The 20,171-nt window shown below is 66.8% G+C and carries 21 protein-coding genes and 1 pseudogene; 3 read left to right on the top strand and 19 right to left on the bottom strand.

Translation table 11 applies throughout. From position 1 onward, the window contains the following. Positions 1-80: 80 nt before the first annotated feature. Positions 81-866: a TetR/AcrR family transcriptional regulator gene (locus ACZY0B_RS12395; protein WP_463764462.1), complete on the top strand. Its 786-nt coding sequence runs from the start codon at positions 81-83 to the stop codon at positions 864-866. A gap of 275 nt (positions 867-1,141) precedes the next feature. Here the strand turns inward: ACZY0B_RS12395 and ACZY0B_RS12390 are convergent, their stop codons facing one another. From ACZY0B_RS12390 to ACZY0B_RS12370, 5 genes are all read right to left on the bottom strand, one after another. Continuing rightward, positions 1,142-1,609, bottom strand: a complete 468-nt coding sequence (locus ACZY0B_RS12390; RefSeq protein WP_463764402.1) for an SRPBCC family protein — start codon at positions 1,607-1,609, stop codon at positions 1,142-1,144. A gap of 6 nt (positions 1,610-1,615) precedes the next feature. Then, positions 1,616-2,311, bottom strand: a complete 696-nt coding sequence (locus ACZY0B_RS12385; protein WP_463764400.1) for a class I SAM-dependent methyltransferase — start codon at positions 2,309-2,311, stop codon at positions 1,616-1,618. After that, on the bottom strand, positions 2,304-2,855 hold the full coding sequence (locus ACZY0B_RS12380) for a DinB family protein (RefSeq protein ID WP_463764399.1): 552 nt from the start codon (positions 2,853-2,855) through the stop codon (positions 2,304-2,306). Before ACZY0B_RS12380 ends, ACZY0B_RS12385 begins: the two co-directional genes overlap by 8 nt. 156 nt (positions 2,856-3,011) lie before the next feature. Beyond that, positions 3,012-3,677, bottom strand: coding sequence for a nitroreductase (locus tag ACZY0B_RS12375; RefSeq protein ID WP_463764398.1), 666 nt, complete (start codon positions 3,675-3,677; stop codon positions 3,012-3,014). A 112-nt stretch (positions 3,678-3,789) separates the two neighbouring features. Next, complete coding sequence (locus ACZY0B_RS12370) at positions 3,790-4,158, bottom strand: SpoIIAA family protein (protein WP_463764397.1); 369 nt, start codon at positions 4,156-4,158, stop codon at positions 3,790-3,792. Between the two features lie 135 nt (positions 4,159-4,293). Here ACZY0B_RS12370 and ACZY0B_RS12365 point away from each other — a divergent pair. Next, positions 4,294-4,431 (top strand): annotated as a pseudogene (locus ACZY0B_RS12365) (hydrogenase); the annotation flags it as partial. An 87-nt stretch (positions 4,432-4,518) separates the two neighbouring features. On the opposite strand, the gene groL reads toward ACZY0B_RS12365, so the two are convergent. The 10 genes from groL to ACZY0B_RS12315 form a co-directional block, all read right to left on the bottom strand. Continuing rightward, a complete protein-coding gene (gene groL / locus ACZY0B_RS12360; RefSeq protein ID WP_463764396.1) occupies positions 4,519-6,141 on the bottom strand; it encodes a chaperonin GroEL in 1,623 nt (540 codons plus the stop codon). A 97-nt stretch (positions 6,142-6,238) separates the two neighbouring features. After that, positions 6,239-6,541, bottom strand: coding sequence for a co-chaperone GroES (gene groES / locus ACZY0B_RS12355; protein ID WP_036466886.1), 303 nt, complete (start codon positions 6,539-6,541; stop codon positions 6,239-6,241). Between the two features lie 241 nt (positions 6,542-6,782). After that, the gene (gene tsaD / locus ACZY0B_RS12350; RefSeq protein WP_463764395.1) at positions 6,783-7,808 is read right to left on the bottom strand and encodes a tRNA (adenosine(37)-N6)-threonylcarbamoyltransferase complex transferase subunit TsaD; all 1,026 of its coding nucleotides are present in this window, start codon (positions 7,806-7,808) and stop codon (positions 6,783-6,785) included. Beyond that, positions 7,805-8,275: a ribosomal protein S18-alanine N-acetyltransferase gene (gene rimI, locus ACZY0B_RS12345; RefSeq protein WP_463764394.1), complete on the bottom strand. Its 471-nt coding sequence runs from the start codon at positions 8,273-8,275 to the stop codon at positions 7,805-7,807. The genes tsaD and rimI overlap by 4 nt, the downstream gene beginning before the upstream one ends. Beyond that, complete coding sequence (gene tsaB, locus ACZY0B_RS12340) at positions 8,272-8,901, bottom strand: tRNA (adenosine(37)-N6)-threonylcarbamoyltransferase complex dimerization subunit type 1 TsaB (protein WP_463764393.1); 630 nt, start codon at positions 8,899-8,901, stop codon at positions 8,272-8,274. Before tsaB ends, rimI begins: the two co-directional genes overlap by 4 nt. Further along, complete coding sequence (gene tsaE / locus ACZY0B_RS12335) at positions 8,898-9,389, bottom strand: tRNA (adenosine(37)-N6)-threonylcarbamoyltransferase complex ATPase subunit type 1 TsaE (RefSeq protein ID WP_463764461.1); 492 nt, start codon at positions 9,387-9,389, stop codon at positions 8,898-8,900. Before tsaE ends, tsaB begins: the two co-directional genes overlap by 4 nt. A 25-nt stretch (positions 9,390-9,414) precedes the next feature. Continuing rightward, positions 9,415-10,530, bottom strand: a complete 1,116-nt coding sequence (locus ACZY0B_RS12330; RefSeq protein WP_463764392.1) for an alpha/beta fold hydrolase — start codon at positions 10,528-10,530, stop codon at positions 9,415-9,417. Beyond that, the gene (gene alr / locus ACZY0B_RS12325; RefSeq protein ID WP_463764391.1) at positions 10,520-11,686 is read right to left on the bottom strand and encodes an alanine racemase; all 1,167 of its coding nucleotides are present in this window, start codon (positions 11,684-11,686) and stop codon (positions 10,520-10,522) included. Before alr ends, ACZY0B_RS12330 begins: the two co-directional genes overlap by 11 nt. 103 nt (positions 11,687-11,789) lie before the next feature. Further along, positions 11,790-13,175, bottom strand: coding sequence for a glutamate decarboxylase (locus tag ACZY0B_RS12320; protein WP_463764390.1), 1,386 nt, complete (start codon positions 13,173-13,175; stop codon positions 11,790-11,792). A gap of 23 nt (positions 13,176-13,198) precedes the next feature. Further along, complete coding sequence (locus ACZY0B_RS12315) at positions 13,199-14,620, bottom strand: NAD(P)H-hydrate dehydratase (protein WP_463764460.1); 1,422 nt, start codon at positions 14,618-14,620, stop codon at positions 13,199-13,201. Positions 14,621-14,712: 92 nt separating this feature from the next. Here ACZY0B_RS12315 and ACZY0B_RS12310 point away from each other — a divergent pair, with 92 nt between their 5' ends. Further along, the gene (locus ACZY0B_RS12310) at positions 14,713-15,648 is read left to right on the top strand and encodes a class I SAM-dependent methyltransferase (protein WP_463764389.1); all 936 of its coding nucleotides are present in this window, start codon (positions 14,713-14,715) and stop codon (positions 15,646-15,648) included. Here ACZY0B_RS12310 and ACZY0B_RS12305 read toward each other — a convergent pair. The 4 genes from ACZY0B_RS12305 to ACZY0B_RS12290 all read right to left on the bottom strand — a co-directional run bounded on the left by ACZY0B_RS12305 (position 15,645) and on the right by ACZY0B_RS12290 (position 20,167). Further along, a complete protein-coding gene (locus tag ACZY0B_RS12305) occupies positions 15,645-17,537 on the bottom strand; it encodes an alpha/beta hydrolase family protein (protein ID WP_463764388.1) in 1,893 nt (630 codons plus the stop codon). The genes ACZY0B_RS12310 and ACZY0B_RS12305 overlap by 4 nt on opposite strands. A gap of 91 nt (positions 17,538-17,628) precedes the next feature. Next, positions 17,629-18,330 carry a rhomboid-like protein gene (locus tag ACZY0B_RS12300; protein WP_463764387.1) on the bottom strand — a complete coding sequence of 234 codons (702 nt, stop codon included), beginning with the start codon at positions 18,328-18,330 and terminating at the stop codon, positions 17,629-17,631. Positions 18,331-18,368: 38 nt separating this feature from the next. Continuing rightward, on the bottom strand, positions 18,369-19,211 hold the full coding sequence (locus tag ACZY0B_RS12295) for a DUF4436 domain-containing protein (protein WP_463764386.1): 843 nt from the start codon (positions 19,209-19,211) through the stop codon (positions 18,369-18,371). Positions 19,212-19,330: 119 nt separating this feature from the next. Then, the gene (locus tag ACZY0B_RS12290) at positions 19,331-20,167 is read right to left on the bottom strand and encodes a DUF4436 domain-containing protein (protein WP_463764459.1); all 837 of its coding nucleotides are present in this window, start codon (positions 20,165-20,167) and stop codon (positions 19,331-19,333) included. Between the last annotated feature and the right edge of the window lie 4 nt (positions 20,168-20,171).

Genomic DNA, 20,171 nt, shown 5'->3' with positions numbered 1-20,171 from the left:
GTCGTGCATGGAATACAATTGCAGCCTACCTAAAGGAACGTATCACAGCTGTGTAGGAGGCGGTAATGACTGAACCGGTCTTGTCTCCCGAATTGGTGAACGCAGCGCTACGCGCCGCCAAAAAGCTGGGCAAGGATGTCGCCAACGTTCCTGTCGCAACGATCGCGGGTGAGGCTGGCATCTCGAGGAGCACCCTGTTGCGTCGCCTTGGCGGCTCACGCGCCGCCTTGGACGACGCGGTCCGCGCCGCCGGAGTGGACCCCGGCGGCCTACCGCCTGTCCGCGTCCGTGCCGTCGACGCCGCCGCAGCACTGATCAGCGAATCCGGCCTGTCCGCCGGAACACTGGAAGCCGTTGCCGCACGGGCGAATTGCTCCGTCTACAGTCTGCATGCGGTTTTCGGCGGGCGTGACGAGTTGATGCGGGCGGTGTTCGAGCGGCACAGCCCCGTCCTCGATATCGAGGAATACCTCGCGCGCCCCGGCGGCGACCTGACCGACATGGTGCGAGGTTTGTACCGAACCGTCGCGACCGCGCTGGGCCGCGAACCCCGGGTTGCCCCGGCGATTTTCGCCGAGGCCTTCGCACGGCCAACCAGTCCCGCCGTGCAATCCCTGGTGGCCTACAGCGCGCCGCGCATGTTCGGGGTGCTCGGTCGCTGGTTCGACGCCGAGATTCGTGCCGGACGCATCCGCGACCTGCCCTTGCCGCTGCTGGCCCAAGAACTGTTGGGGCCCATCATCTTCCATATGTTCCTGCGGCCGGTTGCACCCAATGTCCCCGCGGTCCGGATGCCCGACGTTGACACCGCCTGCGACGTCTTCGCCGACGCGTTCGTACGCGCCGTCGCGGCGCCGAGTCGCTGACGACCCGGGCAGCGTGGTCTAACGGCACCACGGGAGACGCTCGATGGGGCCCACTATCGCCGGCGGGGGCGGATCAATGCTCTGAGGGGCGGGAGGATTGGGTACGGCGAACACACCACAGCCGTCGCCCTCGTCAGTGCGGGCGTCCGCGTCAAGAAATGGAAGCTTGTCGAACGACCCGACGAATCCGGAGGTGGCCAGCAAGTCGCGTGACACACCGATCGGCAGGTCGTGACGACGACTGACGCAAGACGATGGCCAGCCTGCGATCGAACTTATCCGTTTGTTTCGGTTGTGCTGCTCTGGGCTGTACGTGCGAGTAGTGCCAGTGTCTTGGTGATGGCGGGTTTGTTTCTTCGGGGCCAGCCCAGAGCAACCAGCAGGAGGCGGCCGGCGGGGGGCCAATAGCTGTAGTCGAAGGTTTCGGTGACTCGGGTGCCGGATTCGGTGGGCACCAGTTCGAAGCGCCAGTGCTGCGGTTCGAAGTGGCGCCAGGCGATCAGGCGGTTCTCCTCGAACTCGACGACTCGGTTGCGCACCCGGTAGGGAAAACTCCATAAACGCATCGACATGACGAACTCCGACCCGAGGCCCAAGCGGGCGGGCCCGTCAAGGCAGCGCCGGAGCATGTGCGAACCGTCGATTTCGACGTGTCGCCGCGGAGCGGCGAGGATGTCGAAGATCCGGGACGCGGGTGCGGCGATCTGGATCGACTCGGACACCACCGGTTGGCCAACCATCATGACGCGTCACTCCTGACGTTCGGCCACCAGGACGCCGACGGGAACGCCCCGCGCGGTCACGGCGGTGTCGGTGTGGACCACCCAATACTCGGGGTCCAGTAGGTCCGCCAGCACCACGGGACGACATCCGCCGAGCAGGGCGGGGGCACGTTGCGCGACGATGCTCCAGGCCGAGGAGAAGGCGCGACTGGCCCTTGTGGTGCCCTGGACCAGGCTTGCCAGGCACAACAGGCCTCCGGGCGCGAGGATCCGGTGCGTATCGGCCAGCAGCTGCCGGGCGTACTCAGTGGGTAGCAGATCCAGGACGAACGCTGCAACGACGCGATCAGCACAGGCCGTGGGCAAGGCAAGCGGGAGGGTACCGTCGACGCGCATGACTCGGGCCCGAGCAGACCACCTCGACAGCCTTTTGCTTGCGATCCGGCACATCCGCTGGCTCACGTCGAGACCGTCATAGCGGCACTCTGGACCACACACGTTCGTCAGCAGGTCATGCGCGAACCCGCCCGTCCCGCAACCGACCTCGACTACACGGCGAGCTTCGGAGAGTCGACCATCGGCGGTCAGCCGCGCCAACGCCGGCGCCTCGAAGACCCGCTGGGTGTCTTGAAGTCGGCCGATGCGGTCATAGACGCGGGCCGCCAGATGGGGGGCCAAGCCCTCGGTTCGCGGACCGGGTCCGCCCCGCTGGCTCTCACTCACCGCGCGCCTCTGGGGCTTGGTGAACCGATGCCAGCGAGAGCTGCCCGCGATGGTGACGATAGTGCCTGGGCGCCCACCGCAGCAGGTCAGCGCGGTCCATCCACGGTGTGAAGTAGGGGTCCCAGGACGAGGCGACAGTCATTCCGCGGTGAAGGGCCTGCGCATCTGCATGGTCATACCAGTTCAGGATGCTGCGGGTGACCCGGTCCATCTGCCGCCGCATCGACCCAACACTGTTGATGCGTCCGCCGACGACACCACCAAACCAGTTGAGCTCGTCATAGGGGCGGGTGAACGCAGCCATGGCACGGCTCCAGCGCTTCGACGCTCCGGGTGGGAGGCGGGAGAAGCCGCCCATAACCACAATGACCAAACGTGTGATGCGCTGACCCAGGAGCATGTGAAACAACAGCTGTCTGTTGGTCCAACGAGTTCCCACACTCGGGGCATCCAGCTCATCCGCCTGGGCGGAACCCAGCAGAGCAGCGAAATCGGTGGCGACCCACGCCAAGTCGTCCCTTACCGCGTCCGTCGAGTCGTTCATCGGACCACCTGATCTTTCTAGCCCAGACACACCCAACGTATACGCGCGACGTCGATCAGCGCCAAGCACACTTGCCTCGCAGAGCGCGACTCGAGGGAATCTCGGCCCGGGCGACGGGTGCACCCAGACGTACCAGACCCAGACCAAAGCCGCCAACTAACCGTCGACGAACGTGACCGTCTCGTCGAGCGGGGCGCGGCCCGTCCGGGCATAACTCACCTTGGGGTCCTCGTACCCAATCGACATGCCGCAGAACAGGATCAGCCCGTCCGGGGGTGACAGGACATCGGCAACCGTTTTCCGAACCTGCGACCACGCCATCTGCGGGCAACTGTGCAGCCCTTCGGCTCGCGACAACAGCATGACGGTCTGCAAATACATCCCGACATCGGCCCATTGGGCCATGCCCAGGTCGCGGTCGATGTAGCAGAACAGCGCGGCAGGCGCACCGAAACAGTTCCAGTTCGCGATGGCCGCCCGCTGGCGCGCCTCCCAGTCCTCGCGCGCGATGCCGAGTGCGCTGTAACGCTCCTTGCCGAAGGCGGATCGGCGCTCGTGGTATGGAGACTTCAGTTCGGGCGGGTACATCTCGTACTGCCGTTCGTCCCACGGGTCACCGTGGGCCACGCGCTCGACGGCGCGCGTCTTGAGCTCGGTCAGCAGCGCGCCGGTCACCACATAGGTGTTCCACGGCTGAAGGTTCGATCCGGACGGCGACCACGCCGCGGCGGACAGCACGCGCTCCAGCACCTCCCGTGGCACAGGCTGGTCGGTGAATCCGCGCACCGCCCGTCGAGTTGTGACTGCCTCGTATACGTCCACGATCCCCACCTACAGTCCAAGTCAGCTCCGCGCACAGCATAGGCACTGACCAGTAAAATGGAACAGTCTCGCTTAGTGGTGGTGGTGGTGGCCGTGGCCGCAACTCGGCGTACTACTCGTCACCGATGATCCAATGCCGGGCCTGCTCGACCTGACCGCCGGGGAAGGGGCGGATGTCCGCCGCGATGAAGTGCGAGGCCAGATGCTCGGCGACATCGCCGAGGTGTGAGTCGGTGACGACCGCGATCTTTTTGACATGCTTGTGGTGATCGCGCACGAACCGTAGGTGAGTCACCAACGCCCCGAAGCTGTCCCACCCCGGAAAGCGCGGCGCGTCGATGATGAGTCCGGCGAGGGCGCCGCCCGTCTCGATCTCGGGGTCAACGACTTTGGCAAGTTCAGCGAAATCGCTTTTGTCGAGCGATGATTCCGGCCGAATGCGCAGGATCGAGTGGGCTTTGTCGAATTCGTAGTCGATCATGTCTGCTCCTGGAAGGTGGACGTATCACCATCCTCGGGCCGGCGCGAGCCGGTCGCAGCGGGACAAAGTCAACACATGCAAGGTCTTTGGTCAGCACTCCCGGCGCACACAGCTGAATACCCCTACTGTTCTGGCGTGCAGACGGTGCTGTTCACGCTTGGGTTGGCCCTATTTCTGCTCGGCCTGCTCACCGGTTTCGCCGCACCCGCACTGAACAATCCGCGCATGGCGCTGTCGAGCGTGGTCGGCGTGGGGATCGTCATCATCGGACTCTGACGAAACCGGTGCATGACCCGCCGCATGCTCGCCCCAAACGCAAGTGCCCCCGGCGTTTTAACCGGGGGCACTTGTTGTGATCGCCTAGTGGTGATGGTGACCGTGGCCGTGGCCGTGGTCGTCTGCCTCTTCCGCGGGCTTCTCGACGATCGCCGTCTCGGTGGTCAGCACCATGCGGGCCACCGACGCGGCGTTCAGCACCGCCGAGCGGGTGACCTTGACCGGGTCGATGACGCCCTGGGCAACCAAGTCGCCATAGTCCAGCGTGGCCGCGTTCAATCCGTGCCCTGCCGGCAGCTCACGGACCTTGTTGATGGCGACCGCACCGTCCAGCCCGGCGTTGGAAGCAATCCAGTACAGCGGCGCGGTGAGAGCGTCGGCGAACACATCGACACCCGTGGCCTCGTCGCCTTTCAGCGACTTACGCAGCTTCTCCAACACCTTGCCGGCCTGGATGAGCGCCGATCCGCCGCCGGTGACGATGCCCTCCTCGACGGCCGCCTTGGCGGCCGCGACGGCATCCTCAACGCTTTCCTTGCGCTCCTTGAGCGCGGTCTCGGTGGCGGCCCCGACCTTGATGACGGCCACGCCGCCGGCCAGCTTGGCCACTCGCTCCTGCAGCTTTTCGCGATCCCATTCCGAGTCGCTGTTCTCGATCTCGGCATGCAGTTGCTTGACGCGCTTTTCCACCGCATCTGCCGCGCCGCCGCCCTCGACGATGATGGTGTCGTCCTTGCTGACCACCACGCGCCGGGCCGAGCCCAGCACATCGATGCCCACCTCACGCAACAACAGACCAGCATCGGGGTTGACCACCTGGCCACCGGTCACGATCGCCAGGTCTTCCAGGAAGGCCTTGCGCCGGTCACCGAAGAACGGCGCCTTGACCGCGACCGCCTTGAGCGTCTTGCGGATGGAGTTCACCACCAGCGTCGCCAGCGCCTCGCCATCGATGTCCTCGGCGATGATCAACAGCGGCTTGCCCGATTCGGCGACCTTTTCGAGCATGGGCAGCAGGTCGGGCAGCGAGCTGATCTTGTCCTGGTGCAGCAGGATCAGCGGATCATCGAGCACGGCCTCTTGCGAGTCGAAGTCGGTCACGAAATACGCCGACAGGAAACCCTTGTCGAAACCGACACCCTCGGTGAACTCCAGCTCTGTGTTCATCGTCGACGATTCTTCGACGCTGACCACGCCGTCGGTGCCGACCTTGGACATCGCTTCGCCGACCAGCTCACCGATCTGCTCGTCGCGCGAGGAGACGGTGGCCACCTGCGCGATGCCCTCCTTGCCGGAGACCGGGATGGCCGCCGCCAGCAGCGCCTCGGACACCGCGTCGGCGGCCTGGCTGATGCCGGTGCCGAGCGAGATCGGGTTGGCACCCGCGGCCACCTGACGCAAGCCGGCCTTGATCAGCGCTTGCGCCAGCACGGTCGCGGTGGTGGTGCCGTCGCCGGCAACATCGTTGGTCTTGGTGGCCACCGACTTCACCAACTGGGCACCCAGGTTCTCGAACGGGTCTTGCAGGTCGATCTCCCGCGCGACGGTCACGCCGTCGTTGGTGACGGTGGGTCCGCCGAACGCCTTGGCCAGCACCACATGCCGACCGCGCGGTCCCAGCGTTACGCGCACCGCGTCGGCGAGCTTGTTCACGCCCGCCTCGATACCGCGACGTGCGGTTTCGTCGTACTCAATCAGCTTGCTCATCAGATTCCTTTAAGAGGCTAAGAGGCGGGATAACGCATGCCGCCCCGGAAATCACCCGTGCTTGCACACGGGGATCGCCGGGGCGGAACACGGTTCGTTACTTGGATACGACGGCCAGCACGTCGCGTGCCGACAGGATCAGGTATTCCTCGCCGTTGTACTTGATCTCGGTGCCGCCGTACTTGCTGTAGATGACGGTGTCACCTTCCGACACGTCCAGCGGGATCCGCTTGTCGCCGTCCTCGTCCCACCGGCCGGGGCCGACTGCGACGACGGTGCCTTCTTGCGGCTTCTCCTTGGCAGTGTCAGGAATAACCAGACCGGATGCGGTCGTGGTCTCGGCCTCGTTGGCCTGCACGAGAATCTTGTCCTCGAGTGGCTTGATCTTCACCTTCGCCACGATTGGAGCCCTCCACTATTTGGATCGGGTCCGGGACGCTCGCCCGGACTGGAGTTGGCGGTCGATCCAGGGGTTGCCCGAACCGTCCAATTACCAGATGATTCGGCATTCGGCCGTGCCCTTGGGCCGTCGTCGCGGGAGCCGACACAGGGGATCGTCCGATTGCCACCTAGCACTCTATACACGAGAGTGCTAGCACTCAAGGCCGCCCTGCTGCTTCCCGGGTAATTACGCTCTGAGCTCAGCTCACCTGGCCTTTTACCACCGGCAGCCCCGGGTCGCTGGGCACGTCCAGCGGCGACGGCGCCGCACCCGCGGCAACCAGGTGCGCGGCGAAGGACGCGATCATCGCCCCATTGTCGGTGCAAAGCCGTGGCCTGGGGATACGCAGCGTCAGGCCCGCCTCGGCGCAGCGCTGCGTCGCCAGCTCCCGCAGCCGGGAGTTGGCGGCCACGCCCCCGGCGATCAGCAGGGTCTGCACGCCGAGACCGGTGGCCGCGCGCACTGCCTTGCGGGTCAGCACGTCGGCGACGGCTTCCTGGAATCCGGCGGCGATGTCGGGTGTCGCGGCGTCCGGGTTGCTCTCCACATACCGCGCGACGGCGGTCTTGAGCCCGGAGAAGCTGAACGTGAAGGGGTCATCCCTCGGGCCGGTCATGCCGCGCGGGAACGCGATGGCGTCGCGGTCGCCGGTGCGGGCCAGGTCGTCGAGCACCTTGCCGCCCGGATATCCCAGACCCAGCAGCCGCGCCACCTTGTCGTAGGCCTCGCCCGCGGCGTCGTCGACGGTGCTGCCCAGCTCGATGATCGGCTCGCCGAGCGAACGCACGTGCAGCAGGTGCGTGTGTCCGCCGGACACCAGCAGCGCCACCGACTCGGGTAGCGGCCCGTGCTCGTACACATCGGCCGCCAGGTGCCCGCCCAGATGGTTCACCGCGTAGAACGGCACGCCCCATGCGGCCGAATACGCTTTGGCCGCAGCCACTCCCACCAACAAGGCGCCGGCCAGCCCGGGCCCGATGGTGGCCGCGACGATATCCGGGCGCGCCACGCCGGCGGTCGACAGCGCGCGACGCATGGCCGGACCGAGCGCCTCCAGGTGTGCGCGGGAGGCGATTTCGGGGACCACGCCGCCGAACCGGACGTGCTCGTCGACGCTGGATGCCACCTCGTCGGCCAGCAGTGTGACGGTGCCGTCGGCGTCGAGCCGCGCGATGCCGACTCCTGTTTCGTCGCAAGAGGTTTCAATGGCCAGTATGTTGGTCACAAGCGAGCCTCCCTGCGCATCGTGTACGCGTCCGCGCCGCTGACCCGGTAGTAGCGCTTGCGCAGGCCGATCTGCTCGAAACCCACGCTGCAGTACAGCGCGAGGGCCGCCTCGTTGTCGGTGCGGACTTCCAGGTAGACGACGCCGCCGTCGGCGAACTCCAGCAGCTCGCCGAGCAGCCGGCGGCCGATGCCCTGGCCCTGGTAGGCCGGGTCGACGCCGATGGTGTGCACCTCGTACTCGAACGGCGGTTTGCGGCCCAGCCTGGAAATGCCCGCGTAGCCGACCAGCATGCTCGCGGTACGCGCCCCGACGTAATGGTTGTGGGCACTGGCCAATTCGCGGCAGAACGCCTCCGCGGGCCACGGGTCGTCGCCGTCGAACAGCTGAGCTTCCAGCTGCGCGCACCGCTGCGCGTCGGCACGTGTCAGGGCGCCGATCGTCAGGGGCTCGCCGCAGGCGGTCATTGGTGGGCCGCCAGGGGTTTGGCGTCAGGCCGGCGCAGATAAAGCGCCACCAGCGGCGCGGGTTCAGCCGACCAATCGGACACCGCGGATACCAGGCCGGCCGGTGTCGGATGTACGGGCTCACGGCGCGGCAGGCCGAACAGCGCAGCATGCTCGGGTGAGCCGGCGACCGCTTCGGCCGCACCGCGGTCGACGTCGGCGGGGGCGTTGACGGCCGGGCCGTCGGTGCGGACTCCGTCGCGGTAGCGGGCCCAGTAGACCTCGCGGCGGCGGGCATCGGTGACCACCAGCACGTCGCCGGTGGTCAGCACGCCGATGGCGTCCAGGCTGCACACGCCGTACACGGGGATGCCCAGCGCATGGCCGTACGCGGCGGCGGTGGCCATCCCGGCCCGCAGACCCGTGAAAGGGCCGGGGCCGCAGCCCACCACGACGGCGTCGAGATCGGCCATCGTCAGTGCGGCATCGGCCAGCGCGGCCAGCGCGTTGGGAGTGAGCCGTTCGGCGTGCGCGCGGGCGTCGACGGTGACCTGCTGGGCCAGCACCGTGCAGGTCGCGCCCTCGCGACGGACCACGCCGGCGGTCACCGCCGGGGTGGCGGTGTCCAGGGCTAGAACCAGGCTCACGAGCGACCCCACTCCCAGGTCGCGATCCGCACGTCGGAGTGGCTGACCCGCTCCAGCCGGATGTCGAGATGATGTTCGGAGAGGCGTTCGGCAAGGCCCTCGCCCCACTCCACCACGACGACGGCGTCCTCGAGATCGGTGTCGAGGTCCAGTGAGTCGAGTTCGCCGAGCAGGTCGGTGCCCGGGTGGTCCAGCAGCCGGTACACGTCGACGTGAATCATCGACGGTGCACCTGCCCGTCGCGGCGGGTGCACCCGGGCCAGCACATAGGTCGGTGAGGTAACCGGGCCGTCGACATCCATCGCCGCGGCAATTCCCTTGGCCAGCACTGTCTTTCCCGCTCCAAGCGGGCCGGAGAGCACCACGACGTCGCCGGCGCGCAGCTGCTGTCCCAACCGCGACCCGAGTGCGATGGTGTCCTCGACGCGCTCGCAGGTGGCCGTGCCGAATCTCTGCGGCGATCGCGAGCGCGGCGCAGCCGGGTGCAGCGGGTCGCCGCCATCCAATCTCTGCTCAGCCACGGCGCCGCAACCGTGCTCGAGCCCGCCGGTACCACAGGGTCATTCTGCCCGGAACAGCCCGGTGGACGAGCCGGACCAGCCCGTCATTGATGGCCTCGGGCTTGTCCAGCAGGGCCAGGTGGCTGGCCCCGCTGACGATGACCAGCTCCGATTGCGGCAGCGAGGCCGCCATCTTCCGCGAGTACTCGTCCGGCGTGATCAGATCGTGGTCGCCGCAAGCGATCAGCGTCGGGATCCTCAGCAGGGTCCACAGCCCGGCGGTTTCGTCGTGCACTTCCAGCGCGCCCAGGAACCCCACCAACGTCGGGATCGGGGTGCCGTTCATCATCCGCTGAGAGAACGCGTCCAGGCTGCGGCTGACGTGCAGATCGCTGTAGGACGCCGCCCGCAAAACCGGCCCGATCAGCGACCGTGACACATTGCGGCCGCGGTGCATCAGCTTAGGGGCCGACCGTGCGGTAAACCGAAGTGCTTCCACCGCAGGGTTTTTCAGTATCTCACCCAGCGGCGAGCGGGTAACCCCTTCGGCGGCAGAGGAAATCAGCGCCGCGCCGACGATGCGGCCGCCGTACTGGTCCGGGTACTGCCGGGCGTGCGACAACACCGTCATGCCGCCCATCGAGTGGCCGACCAACACGATCGCACCGCGCGGCGCGACCGCGGTCAGGACGCTTTCCAGGTCCTGGCCCAGCTGGGTCAGCGTGTAGCTCTCGGGCGACGCTTCGCCGGACCGCCCGTGCCCGCGCTGGTCGTAGAAGACCATGCGCACTCGCGGTCCCCACTTCTCGGCCAGCCGCTTGCGCTGGAAATAGAACGAGCCCATCCGCAGACAGAATCCATGGACGAAAACCATGGTAAGCGGTGCGTCCAGGGGCCCGACTTCACGGACCGCCAACGTCACCCCGTCGGGCGTGGTCACCACATAGCTGCGGTCGGTGTTCAACCGCTCGAAATCCTCGTCGGCGTACGGGTCTTCGACGAGGGTCACGCGTTGCATCATCGAACGGCGGACCGACGCGCCGACGATGGTGGCGACCGCGGTCAGCCCCGCGCCTCCCGCAAGCCAGGCTCTTCCCCGCTGGCGTCTGCGAGTTTTCTTATCGCTCAACGGTTTCGGCCTCGCGGTAGGTCCTGGTGATCCGACCCCGTGGACTGGTGACCACTTCGTAGTGGATGGTGCCGAGCAGATCGGCCCAATCCTGAGCGGTGGGTTCACCACTGGCGCCGGGACCGAACAGGATCGCCTCGTCGCCCTCCGCCACGTCAACGGGCCCGGGACCGAGGTCGACCAGGAATTGGTCCATGCAGATCCGCCCGACGCCGGGGCGCCGTCTGCCGTTGATCAGCACGTCGAGGCGCCCACCAAGGGATCGGAAGACACCGTCGGCGTATCCGACCGGCATCAGCGCCACGGTGGTGTCGCGCTCCGCGATCCAGGTGTGTGCGTAAGACACGCCTTCGCCGGCGCGAACCGATTTCACCAGCGCGACAGCACATTTCACCGTCATCGCCGGTATCAGCCCCATGTCGCCCAGCTCGGGAACGGGGCTCAGGCCGTACACCGCGATCCCGGGCCGCACCATGTCGAAGGCCAGGTCGGGACGAGACATCGTGGCCGACGAATTCGACAGGTGGGCAATCTCGAACCGCACACCCTGGTCGCGCGCCTGGGCCAGCATCTCGGCGAACCGTTGAGCCTGAACATCATTGATGGGGTTGTCGGGCTGGTCAGCGAACACCATGTGCGACATCAGCCCCCGCAGCCGGATGGCATCGTCGGCGACGGCCTGGCGCACCGCGGTCAGCATCGATGCGTATTGGCCCGGCGCCACACCATTGCGATTCAGCCCGGTGTCGACCTTGATGCTCACCGTGGCCGTGCTACCGGTTCGGCGCACGGCATCCAGCAGCTCGTCGAATTGGCGGACCGAGGACACGGCGATCTCCACGTTGGCTTGCAGCGCGGGCCCGAAGTCGATGCCGGGCGGATGCAGCCAGGCCAGCACCGGCGCGGTGATTCCGTCGGCGCGCAGCGCCAAGGCTTCGTCGACGGTGGCCACACCCAGTTCGGCCGCACCGGCGGCCAATGCGGTGTGCGCAACCCGGATGGCGCCGTGGCCATAGCCGTCGGCCTTGACGACCGCCATCACCTGCGCGGAGCCGGCGTGCTCGCGCAGCACCCGCACGTTGTGCGCGATTGCGCCCAGGTCCACCACGGCCTCAGCGAGGACGCCCGGCGTCAGGGATATCGGCGTAACTGCCACGGCCGCCATTGTCCCAGAGCCGCCCCACGCGTCGTCGAGCGTCGACTTTTCGCCGAGATTTCGGCCCGATTCGCCCGATAAGTCGACGTTCGGCGCCAACAGGTCAGTGCGCGAAGTGCTCGGCCTTGTAGTGCCCGCGTGGCTTCAGCTTGTCCAACGAGGTCAGCGCGGTGCGGGCGTCGTCGTGCAGAGCCCTGGCCAGGTCGGCGGAAAGGCCCTCGCGAACCACGATGCGCAGCACGGAGACGTTGGTGGCGTTGTCGGGCATGGTGTAAGCGGGCACCTGCCAGCCGTAGCCGCGCAGCTCGTGAGAGAGGTCGAACTCGGTGTACCCGCGGTTCTTGGCGAGCCGGAAGGCGACCACCGGAATCGCCGAACCGTCCGAGATCAGCTCGGCGTGGTCGCCGACGCGCAGCTGCTCCCCCAGCCACCGCGCGGTCGACGACAGCGACTGCATGACCTGGGTGTAGCCCTCGCGGCCCAGCCGCAGGAAGTTGTAATACTGGCCCACCACCTGGTTGCCGGCGCGGGAGAAATTCAGCGTGAAGGTCGGCATGTCGCCGCCCAGATAGTTGACCCGAAACACCAGATCCTCGGGCAGATACTCCTGGCTGCGCCAGACGACGAACCCGATGCCGGGATAGGTCAGCCCGTACTTGTGGCCGCTGACGTTGATCGACACCACCCGCGGCAGCCGGAAGTCCCACTTCAGCTCGGGGTGCAGGAAGGGCACCACGAATCCCCCGCTGGCCGCGTCGACGTGCACCGGGACGTCAACGCCGCCGCCGGATGCCAGTTTGTCCAGCGCGGCGCAGATCTCGGCGACGGGTTCCAGCTCACCGGTATAGGTGGTGCCCAGGATGGCCACCACGCCGATGGTGTCCTCGTCGACGGCGTCGAGGACCTGCTCGGGGGTGATGACGTAGCGCCCTTCCTCCATCGGCAGGTAGCGCGGCTCGACGTCGAAGTAGCGGCAGAACTTCTCCCACACCACCTGGACGTTGGAGCCCATCACCAGGTTCGGGGTGCGGCCCTTCCAGTCTTTGCCCACCTTTGCGCGCCAGCGCCATTTCATCGCCAGGCCGCCCAGCATGACCGCCTCACTGGAGCCGATGGTCGACACCCCGATAGCGCTGGATGGATCGTCGTCGCGCAGGTCGTCGGCGTGGAACAGGTCGGCCACCATACACACGCAGCGCTGCTCGATGGCCGCGGTCGCCGGGTACTCGTCCTTGTCGATCATGTTCTTGTCGAACGTCTCGGCCATCAGTTTCCCGGCCTCGGGATCCATCCAGGTGGTGACGAAGGTGGCCAGGTTCAGCCGAGAACTGCCGTCGAGCATCAGCTCGTCGTGGATGAAGCGGTAAGCGGCCTCGGGATCCATCGACTCCTCGGGCAGCCTTAGCGCCGGCACCGGGGTGGTGAACATGCGGCCGGTATAGGCGGGTGCGATGGAGTGTGCGGGGACGGACGGGTGGCTGAGCGTCACGACGGATCCTTTCGTTGGCAGTGCTACAGGGCGGCCAGGGCAGCCCGGATGTGCGGGACGATCCGTGAAGACGACGTCGGCGCCTCACCGGGCCCCGGGTCTGCGGCCGACAGCGCCGCGGCGCGCGCGTGCACGAATGCGCCGGCGGCGGCGGCCTCGGCCGGCGGCAGTCCCGCGGCCAGCAGCGCGCCGATCATCCCGGACAGCACGTCGCCCGACCCGGCGGTGGCCGCCCAGGACTGGCCCGCCGGGTTGAGGTAGACCGCGCCACCGGGGTCGGCGATGACGGTGACATTTCCCTTGAGCAGGACGGTGGCGCCGAACGCGTCGGCCAGCTTCCGGCAGGCCGAGATCCGGTCGTCCCCGGGTGCGCCGCCGGCCAATCGGGCGAACTCCCCCGCGTGCGGGGTCAGCACCGTCGGCGCGCGGCGGTTGGCCACCAGCTCGGGGTGGGCGGCCAAGATGGTCAGCCCGTCCGCGTCCACCAGCACCGGCAGGTCGGTCTCCAGTGCGAACCACAACGCGGCGGCGCCGACGTCGTCGGTGCCCAAACCGGGTCCGACGACCCACGCCTGCACCCGCCCGGCCGCCGCGGGGGTGGGCGTGGCGATGACTTCGGGCCAGACCGCGAGCACCTGGCTGTGCGCGCTACCCGCGTAGCGGACCATGCCCGAGGTGGCCGCGACCGCGGCGCCGGTGCACAGCACGGCCGCGCCCGGATACGTCGACGAGCCGGCCAGAATCCCGGTCACTCCCTGCGTGTACTTGTCGTCGTGCGCACCCGGCACCGGCCAGCGGGCCGCGACGTCGCCGGCCTCGAACCCCAGCACATCGGTTTCGGCGAGATCGAGCCCGATGTTGATCAGCGTGACGGCGCCGCAGTCGGCGAGTGCGTGCACGGGCTTGAGGCCGCCGAAGGTGACGGTCGACGCGGCGTGCACGGCGGGGCCGGTGATCGCACCGGCCGCCACGTCGATGCCGCTGGGGGTGTCGACGGCGACCACCGGAATCTCCTGGGCATCGACAGCGGCGAACACCTCGGCCGCCGCCGGCCGCAGCGGACCGGAGCCGGAGATGCCGACCACACCGTCGATGACGAGATCGGTTGTCGCCGAGACACTATCCACGATGCGGCCGCCGGCCTTCCGGAATGCCGCCAGCCCCTTACGGTGAGTGTGGTCCGGGCTGAGCAAAACCGCGTCCGCGGCCGTGCCGCGGCGGAGCAGGAACGTCGCCGCCCACAGCGCGTCACCGCCGTTGTCGCCCGAGCCGACGACCGCGCACACCCGACGGCCGGCGACGCCGCCGGTGCGGGCCCTCAGCTCGCCGATGATCGCGGTGGCCAGCCCGAAGGCCGCACGCTTCATCAGGGCGCCATCGGGCAGGCTGGCCAGCAGCGGCGCTTCGGCGTCGCGGATCGCATCTACGCAGTAGTAATGCCGCATCGAATTCAGCATTCCATGCTTGGCCGCCTTTGCGCACAGCACTCGTTAAGGAGGCGTCCGTACATTCGGTTGTAGCGGCGAATGGAGGGGCGATGGCGCGGACGGATGACGACACCTGGGACCTGGCAAATGGCGTGGGAGCCACGGCAACCGGCGTCGCGGTGGGACGCGCGCTGGCCAGCCGTGCGCCCAACCCACTGATCAACGACCCATTTGCCGAGCCGTTGGTGCGCGCGGTCGGCGTGGACTTCTTCACCCGCCTCGCCGGCGGCGAGCTGGATCCCGCCACGGTCGACGACAACGGAGACTTCGGGATGGTGGGCATGGGCGCCGTGATGGGCCTGCGCACCCGGTTCTTCGACGACTTCTTCGTGACTGCGGCCGCGGCGGGGGTTCGCCAGGCGGTGATCTTGGCCTCGGGTCTGGACGCCCGCGCCTACCGGCTGCCCTGGCCGGGCGGAACCACGGTGTTCGAGATCGACCAATCGCAGGTGATCGAGTTCAAGAGCGCGACCCTGGCCGAGCTGGGCGCCACCCCGACGGCCGATCGCCGGGCGGTACCCGTCGACCTGCGCCATGACTGGCCCGCGGCGCTCGTCGCCGCGGGACTCGACCCCAGCAAGCCGACCGCGTGGAGCGCCGAGGGTCTGATGCCATTCCTGCCGCCGGACGCCCAGGATCGGCTGCTGGACAACATCACTGAGCTCAGCGCGCCGGGAAGTCAGTTGGCCACCGAAAATCTGCAGGGCGCCAGCGATGCCGTAGAGACGATGGCCGACCGGATGCGTGAAGTCACCGACCAGTGGCGAGAACACGGCTTCGACATCGAGATGACGGATCTCTGGTATGCGGGCGACCGCAACGACGTGGTCGAGTACCTGAACACCTACGGCTGGGCAACAGCCGCCAGCACGGTGGCGGAATTGGCTGCAAATTACGGTCTTTCGCTGCCGCCCAGGCCGGCTGGCTCCGTCGACAAGGAGGAGACGCTGTCGGCGATGCAATACGTCACCGCCACGCGAAGCTAAACGTTGCCCGCTTCGCCCACAATTCGAAGCGGTTCCGAACCGGTGGTGGCCGCGAAGGCCCTGATCATCCATTCACTCATCGCTGCGGCCAACGTAGCGCGGTTCTCGCGCTTGATGATGCCGTGTCCGTCATTGCCGAATAACAGGTAGCGCACATCGCGACCGATCTGGCGCAGCGCGTCGACGATCTGTTCCGATTCGCTGACCGGCACATTGGTGTCATGGGCCCCGTGCACCACCAACAACGGCGCTACCAACGCATCGGCGCGCCCCAGCGGTGACAACTGGTCGAGTAATTCGCGGTCGCCGATCGGGTGGCCGTACTCGGGATACGCGGAGTCGGCGATCCACGGCTCGGTGTTGCGATAGAACGTGTTCAGGTCACTCATCCCGCAGATGCTGATTCCCGCCGCAAACAGGTCGGGATGAAACGTGAGCGCCGCCAGCGTCAGGTAGCCCCCGTACGACCAGCCCGCGCAGGCGATGCGGTCCGGGTCGGCCAGGCCGTTGTCCACCAGGAAGCGCGCGCAGTCGGCGACGTCATCGATGGCCGCGAACCGTTTTTCCTTATCGTCGGCGTGCACGAATGTCTTCCCAAAACCACCGGAGCCGCGGACATTCGGCGTCAGCACGACGATCCCGTCGTTGACCAGTTGCGAGAAGATGTCGTTGTAACCGGGCCGGGCCTGGCCTTCGGGACCACCGTGCAGGAAGATGACCGCGCCGGCCGAAGCGCTGGCTTTCATCGGCCGGTATAGCCAAGCGTTCAGGCTCAGTCCGTCGCGCGCCGTGATCGTCTGCGGCTCGGCGAAGATGCCGGGGATCACCGCGCCGCGGTCACGTTGGGTGTCGATGGGTTCCCATTCGCGCGAACGCGGGTCCACCAACTCGACGGTTCGGGGCATGGCCGGCCCTTCAACCGTCATCGCGACCATCGAGCCACCCGCACTGATCGATAGCTCGCTTGCGACCGGGCCCGGCAGCGACACCGGCTCGGCCAGCGTGTAATCGGTGTATTCGAGAATCTGTAATTCGCTGCAGCCCTGCAGGTTCCACAGCAGCGCGACGGTGGACAGGTCGTCGCTGACGACGAACTCGGCGAGATCACAGCCCGGCCGCTCGGCCACCACGAAATAACTGACGCCGTCCAGCGTGACGGTCACTTCGAGCAGGCGGGCATGGTCACAGCCATTGTCGCTGCGGATCAGCGCCCGTACATATCCGTCAGCGCCGGTGCCCGGGTAGTACAGCTTCGTCTGCTCGCCGCTCAGTCCGTGCCGGACGCGACGGGGTTGGTGGTCGTCCAGAATGATCCCGTCAGCGGTCGTGGAGCCGGGATCGGAAGGCAGCAAGGCGATTTCGGTCTGCCCGAACAGCATGATCATTTCGTGGTAACCGCGCGGCCCCACCCGAATCAGTGATGCCCCTGCCCAGGCGTCGACCAGCCGGCCGCCGGATCGACTGTCCAGCACGGTGTGACGACCGTCGGCCGGATCGATCAGGCAAGACCGCCCAACCCCGTCCTCGCCGGTCAGGATCGCCGCCACCAGGTTGCCGTCCCACGCGATCAGCTCGGCGGTCCCGGCCTCTTGGTCGTCGATGCGCCGGGCCATTCGATCATCGGGATCGGTAGTGACGACCCAGATTTGGCTGCGAGATCCGCTTCCGTCGAGCGTTACCTCACATGCCAGCCACTGGCCGTCCGCGGAGTGGATGACGCGAGAGACCGGACCCTCGACCGGAAGCTCCACATTCCGCGATGAGCTGGCCCGCCAACCGCGCAAAAAGCGTTGCACCGCGTGGGGATAGCCGCCGTCGTCGACGATGTGGGCGAACGCGGTTGCGTCCGGGGACAGTGACGCGCCGTAGACCTCACGCACCTGCCCCATCGTTTCAGCCTTCCATACTTTTCAACCACGCCTCGGGCACCGTCACTTGGCGCAGCGCGTTGAAGCCGAGCATGGTCCGCGTCGAGGATTATCACCCGTAACGGTATCGCCGGAACGCGGCCCGCACCCGCGCTGGGCTCCATGGCTTATCCTGCTTCGCCCGGGCCATCGGATAGAAGCAGAGCCCGATCAGGATCGACGTGAAGTGACCTATCGCGGTGAAGTTCACTCCGTGGCGACTCATCGTGATCAGCGGGAAGCCGAAGATGACGAGTAGCACGCCGAGATAGAGCCACCGCCATGGTCGCACGATGCGATAAGTCAGCACCGCCATGATCCCGACCAGGAAGTAGCTGACCCCGATGTCGCGCGAGTGCACCAGCCGTTCGGATGCGTCGTGTTCCTCGATCGCGAAGTACAGGATGCCTTCGCTGATATACGTCGAAAGGATGTGCGTGGTCAATCCCACCGTGAGCCAATGCAGGTGGCCGAGCCAGTGTTCGACCGGGGCGAGAAAAAGGGTGAACAGCAGCAGATAGGGCTCCAGGCTTTTGCCGTCGATCCACAGCAGGCTGGAAAACAGCACTGCGAGCGGATCGGTTCCCAACTCGTGAATGTTGGTGGAGCGGTGCAGCAGCACCGAGTGTAATTGCCGCCCCGAGAGGTGGCTTTGCACGATCGTCGTAACCATCAGGACCAGCAGCCAGCCGTAGGTTAACGGCGCACCGCTGACGAAATGCCAGACCGCGAGCGCCAGGCTCCGTAGTCGCGCCCCCACCGATCCATCCGCCACGGCGTCAACCTTCGCATGCCCGGCGGCTTCGGCAAACTTTACGCAGCTTTTTCAGGTTCGGGTTTCAGATGCCGCCACCAGCAATAGACATAGAACAGCATCGACATCACCAAGGTGACGATGACCCAAAGCGTGATAGTGACGTCAACCCAGGATCCGATCGGGGGCGCATCGGGCAGCGCATTCCGCAGCGGAATCACCGCGAAGAGCATCGCCGCATACCACGTTGTCATCGGCGGCTGGAATTTTCGACGGTCGCGCGTCGTCTGAATGGCGACGAAGGCGGCGACTGCGGCAAGCGCGAGCATCACCACGAGGATGACCGCCGCGAACGCCGCGATGCTCGGCGACCGCGTCAGTGAGACCCGGGAGGGAGAGTTCGGATGGCCGCTGCCCACAACGGAAAGCTTCCAGCCGGAAACCCGGTCGACGAATTTCACCGGCACCTGTTCGGGCATCGGCTCGGAGCCGTAAATGAGGTCGACCGTGATGGGCCCCGAATGATAAGTATCGAAGGGCCATTCGGAGGGGTCGCCACCGATGGTCAACGGGACGGGGTACTCGCCCGGCAGCATTCCCTTGGTCCAGGTGCGCTTGCTCGGAGTCACCGCGGAGTGGACCACAACGGCCAAGTCCGAGTTGAGGCCGCGGGTTACCGGATCCAGCAGCCCGGCGCCGGGCGTGACGGTGACGTTGGCATTGAGCGCACCCTTCATCGACTGCAGCTCGAGGAAGTCGATGGTCACCGTGGTCCCGTCGGCCGCCGTCGCGCCTTGGGTCAATTGCACCGGGCAGCCACAGCCGGATCTGGCGTAGAGCGCAAGAGTGGTGAGGTAGGCGGCAACGAAAAAGGCCACCAGCCCCACCACGGAAAATCTCATGAAGCGCTTGCTTCTCGCGTAACCGTTCGACGACAAGATTGCCTCCCCGTTGACTTGCCGGTCCAAGATGCGTGCCCGGCCAAAGATAGTAAACCGGCCGCGTGCGCCACGATCAGAAGCTAAGTCGGTTCCGGCCGCAGATGCCGCCACCAACAAGAGATGTAGAGCCCCATCGAGATTCCCAGCACGATGATCACCCACAGCACGATCGTGACGTCGATCCAGCTTCCGAACGGAGGCGCGTCGGGCAGCGCATTCCGCAGCGGCATCACCGCAAAGAGCATCGCCGCATACCACGTCGTCATCGGCGGCTGGAACTTTCGCCGGTCGCGCGCCGTCTGGACGGCGACGAACAGGCCCAGACCGGCGAGCCCGATGAGGACACAGAGGATGGCGACACCGAATGCCACGGTGCTCGGCGATCGGGACAGAGCCACTCGGTACGGGCCGGTGGGATCGGCCTCGTTGACGCGAGTCACGTCGACCTTCCAGCCGAGCAGACGGTCGATCAAGGTCACCGTCGCGGGCACCGGTGTGTGCTCGGACCCGGACGACAGTTGAGCGACGACGGGCCCCGAGTGATATTCGTCGAGCGGCCAATCCGCGACTTCGCCGTTCAGGACCAGCGACACCCGAAACACGCTGGGCAGCGTGCCTTTCGGCCATGTCTGCCTGCTGGCCGTCACCGTGGAGGCGGCGACGATGTTGAGGTCGTCCTTGAGTGCGTGGGTACGTGGGTCCAGCAGTCCGGGTCCGGGCACCACGCTGATGTTGGCAACCAGGACGCTGTTGTCCGATTGAATCTCCTCGACATCGGTGGTCATCACGGTTCCATCGCCAGCCGACGGGTCTTGCACCACTAGGTGGGGATGGCCCATACCGCTGTTGACGTACAGCACAATTGAGCCGATATAGGCGGCGATCAAGAGCACGACACCGAGGACGCCGAACCTCAGGCGC

It is taken from the genome of Mycobacterium sp. IDUB_19, from assembly GCF_055419445.1.
This window is presented reverse-complemented; position numbering and strand designations above follow the sequence as displayed.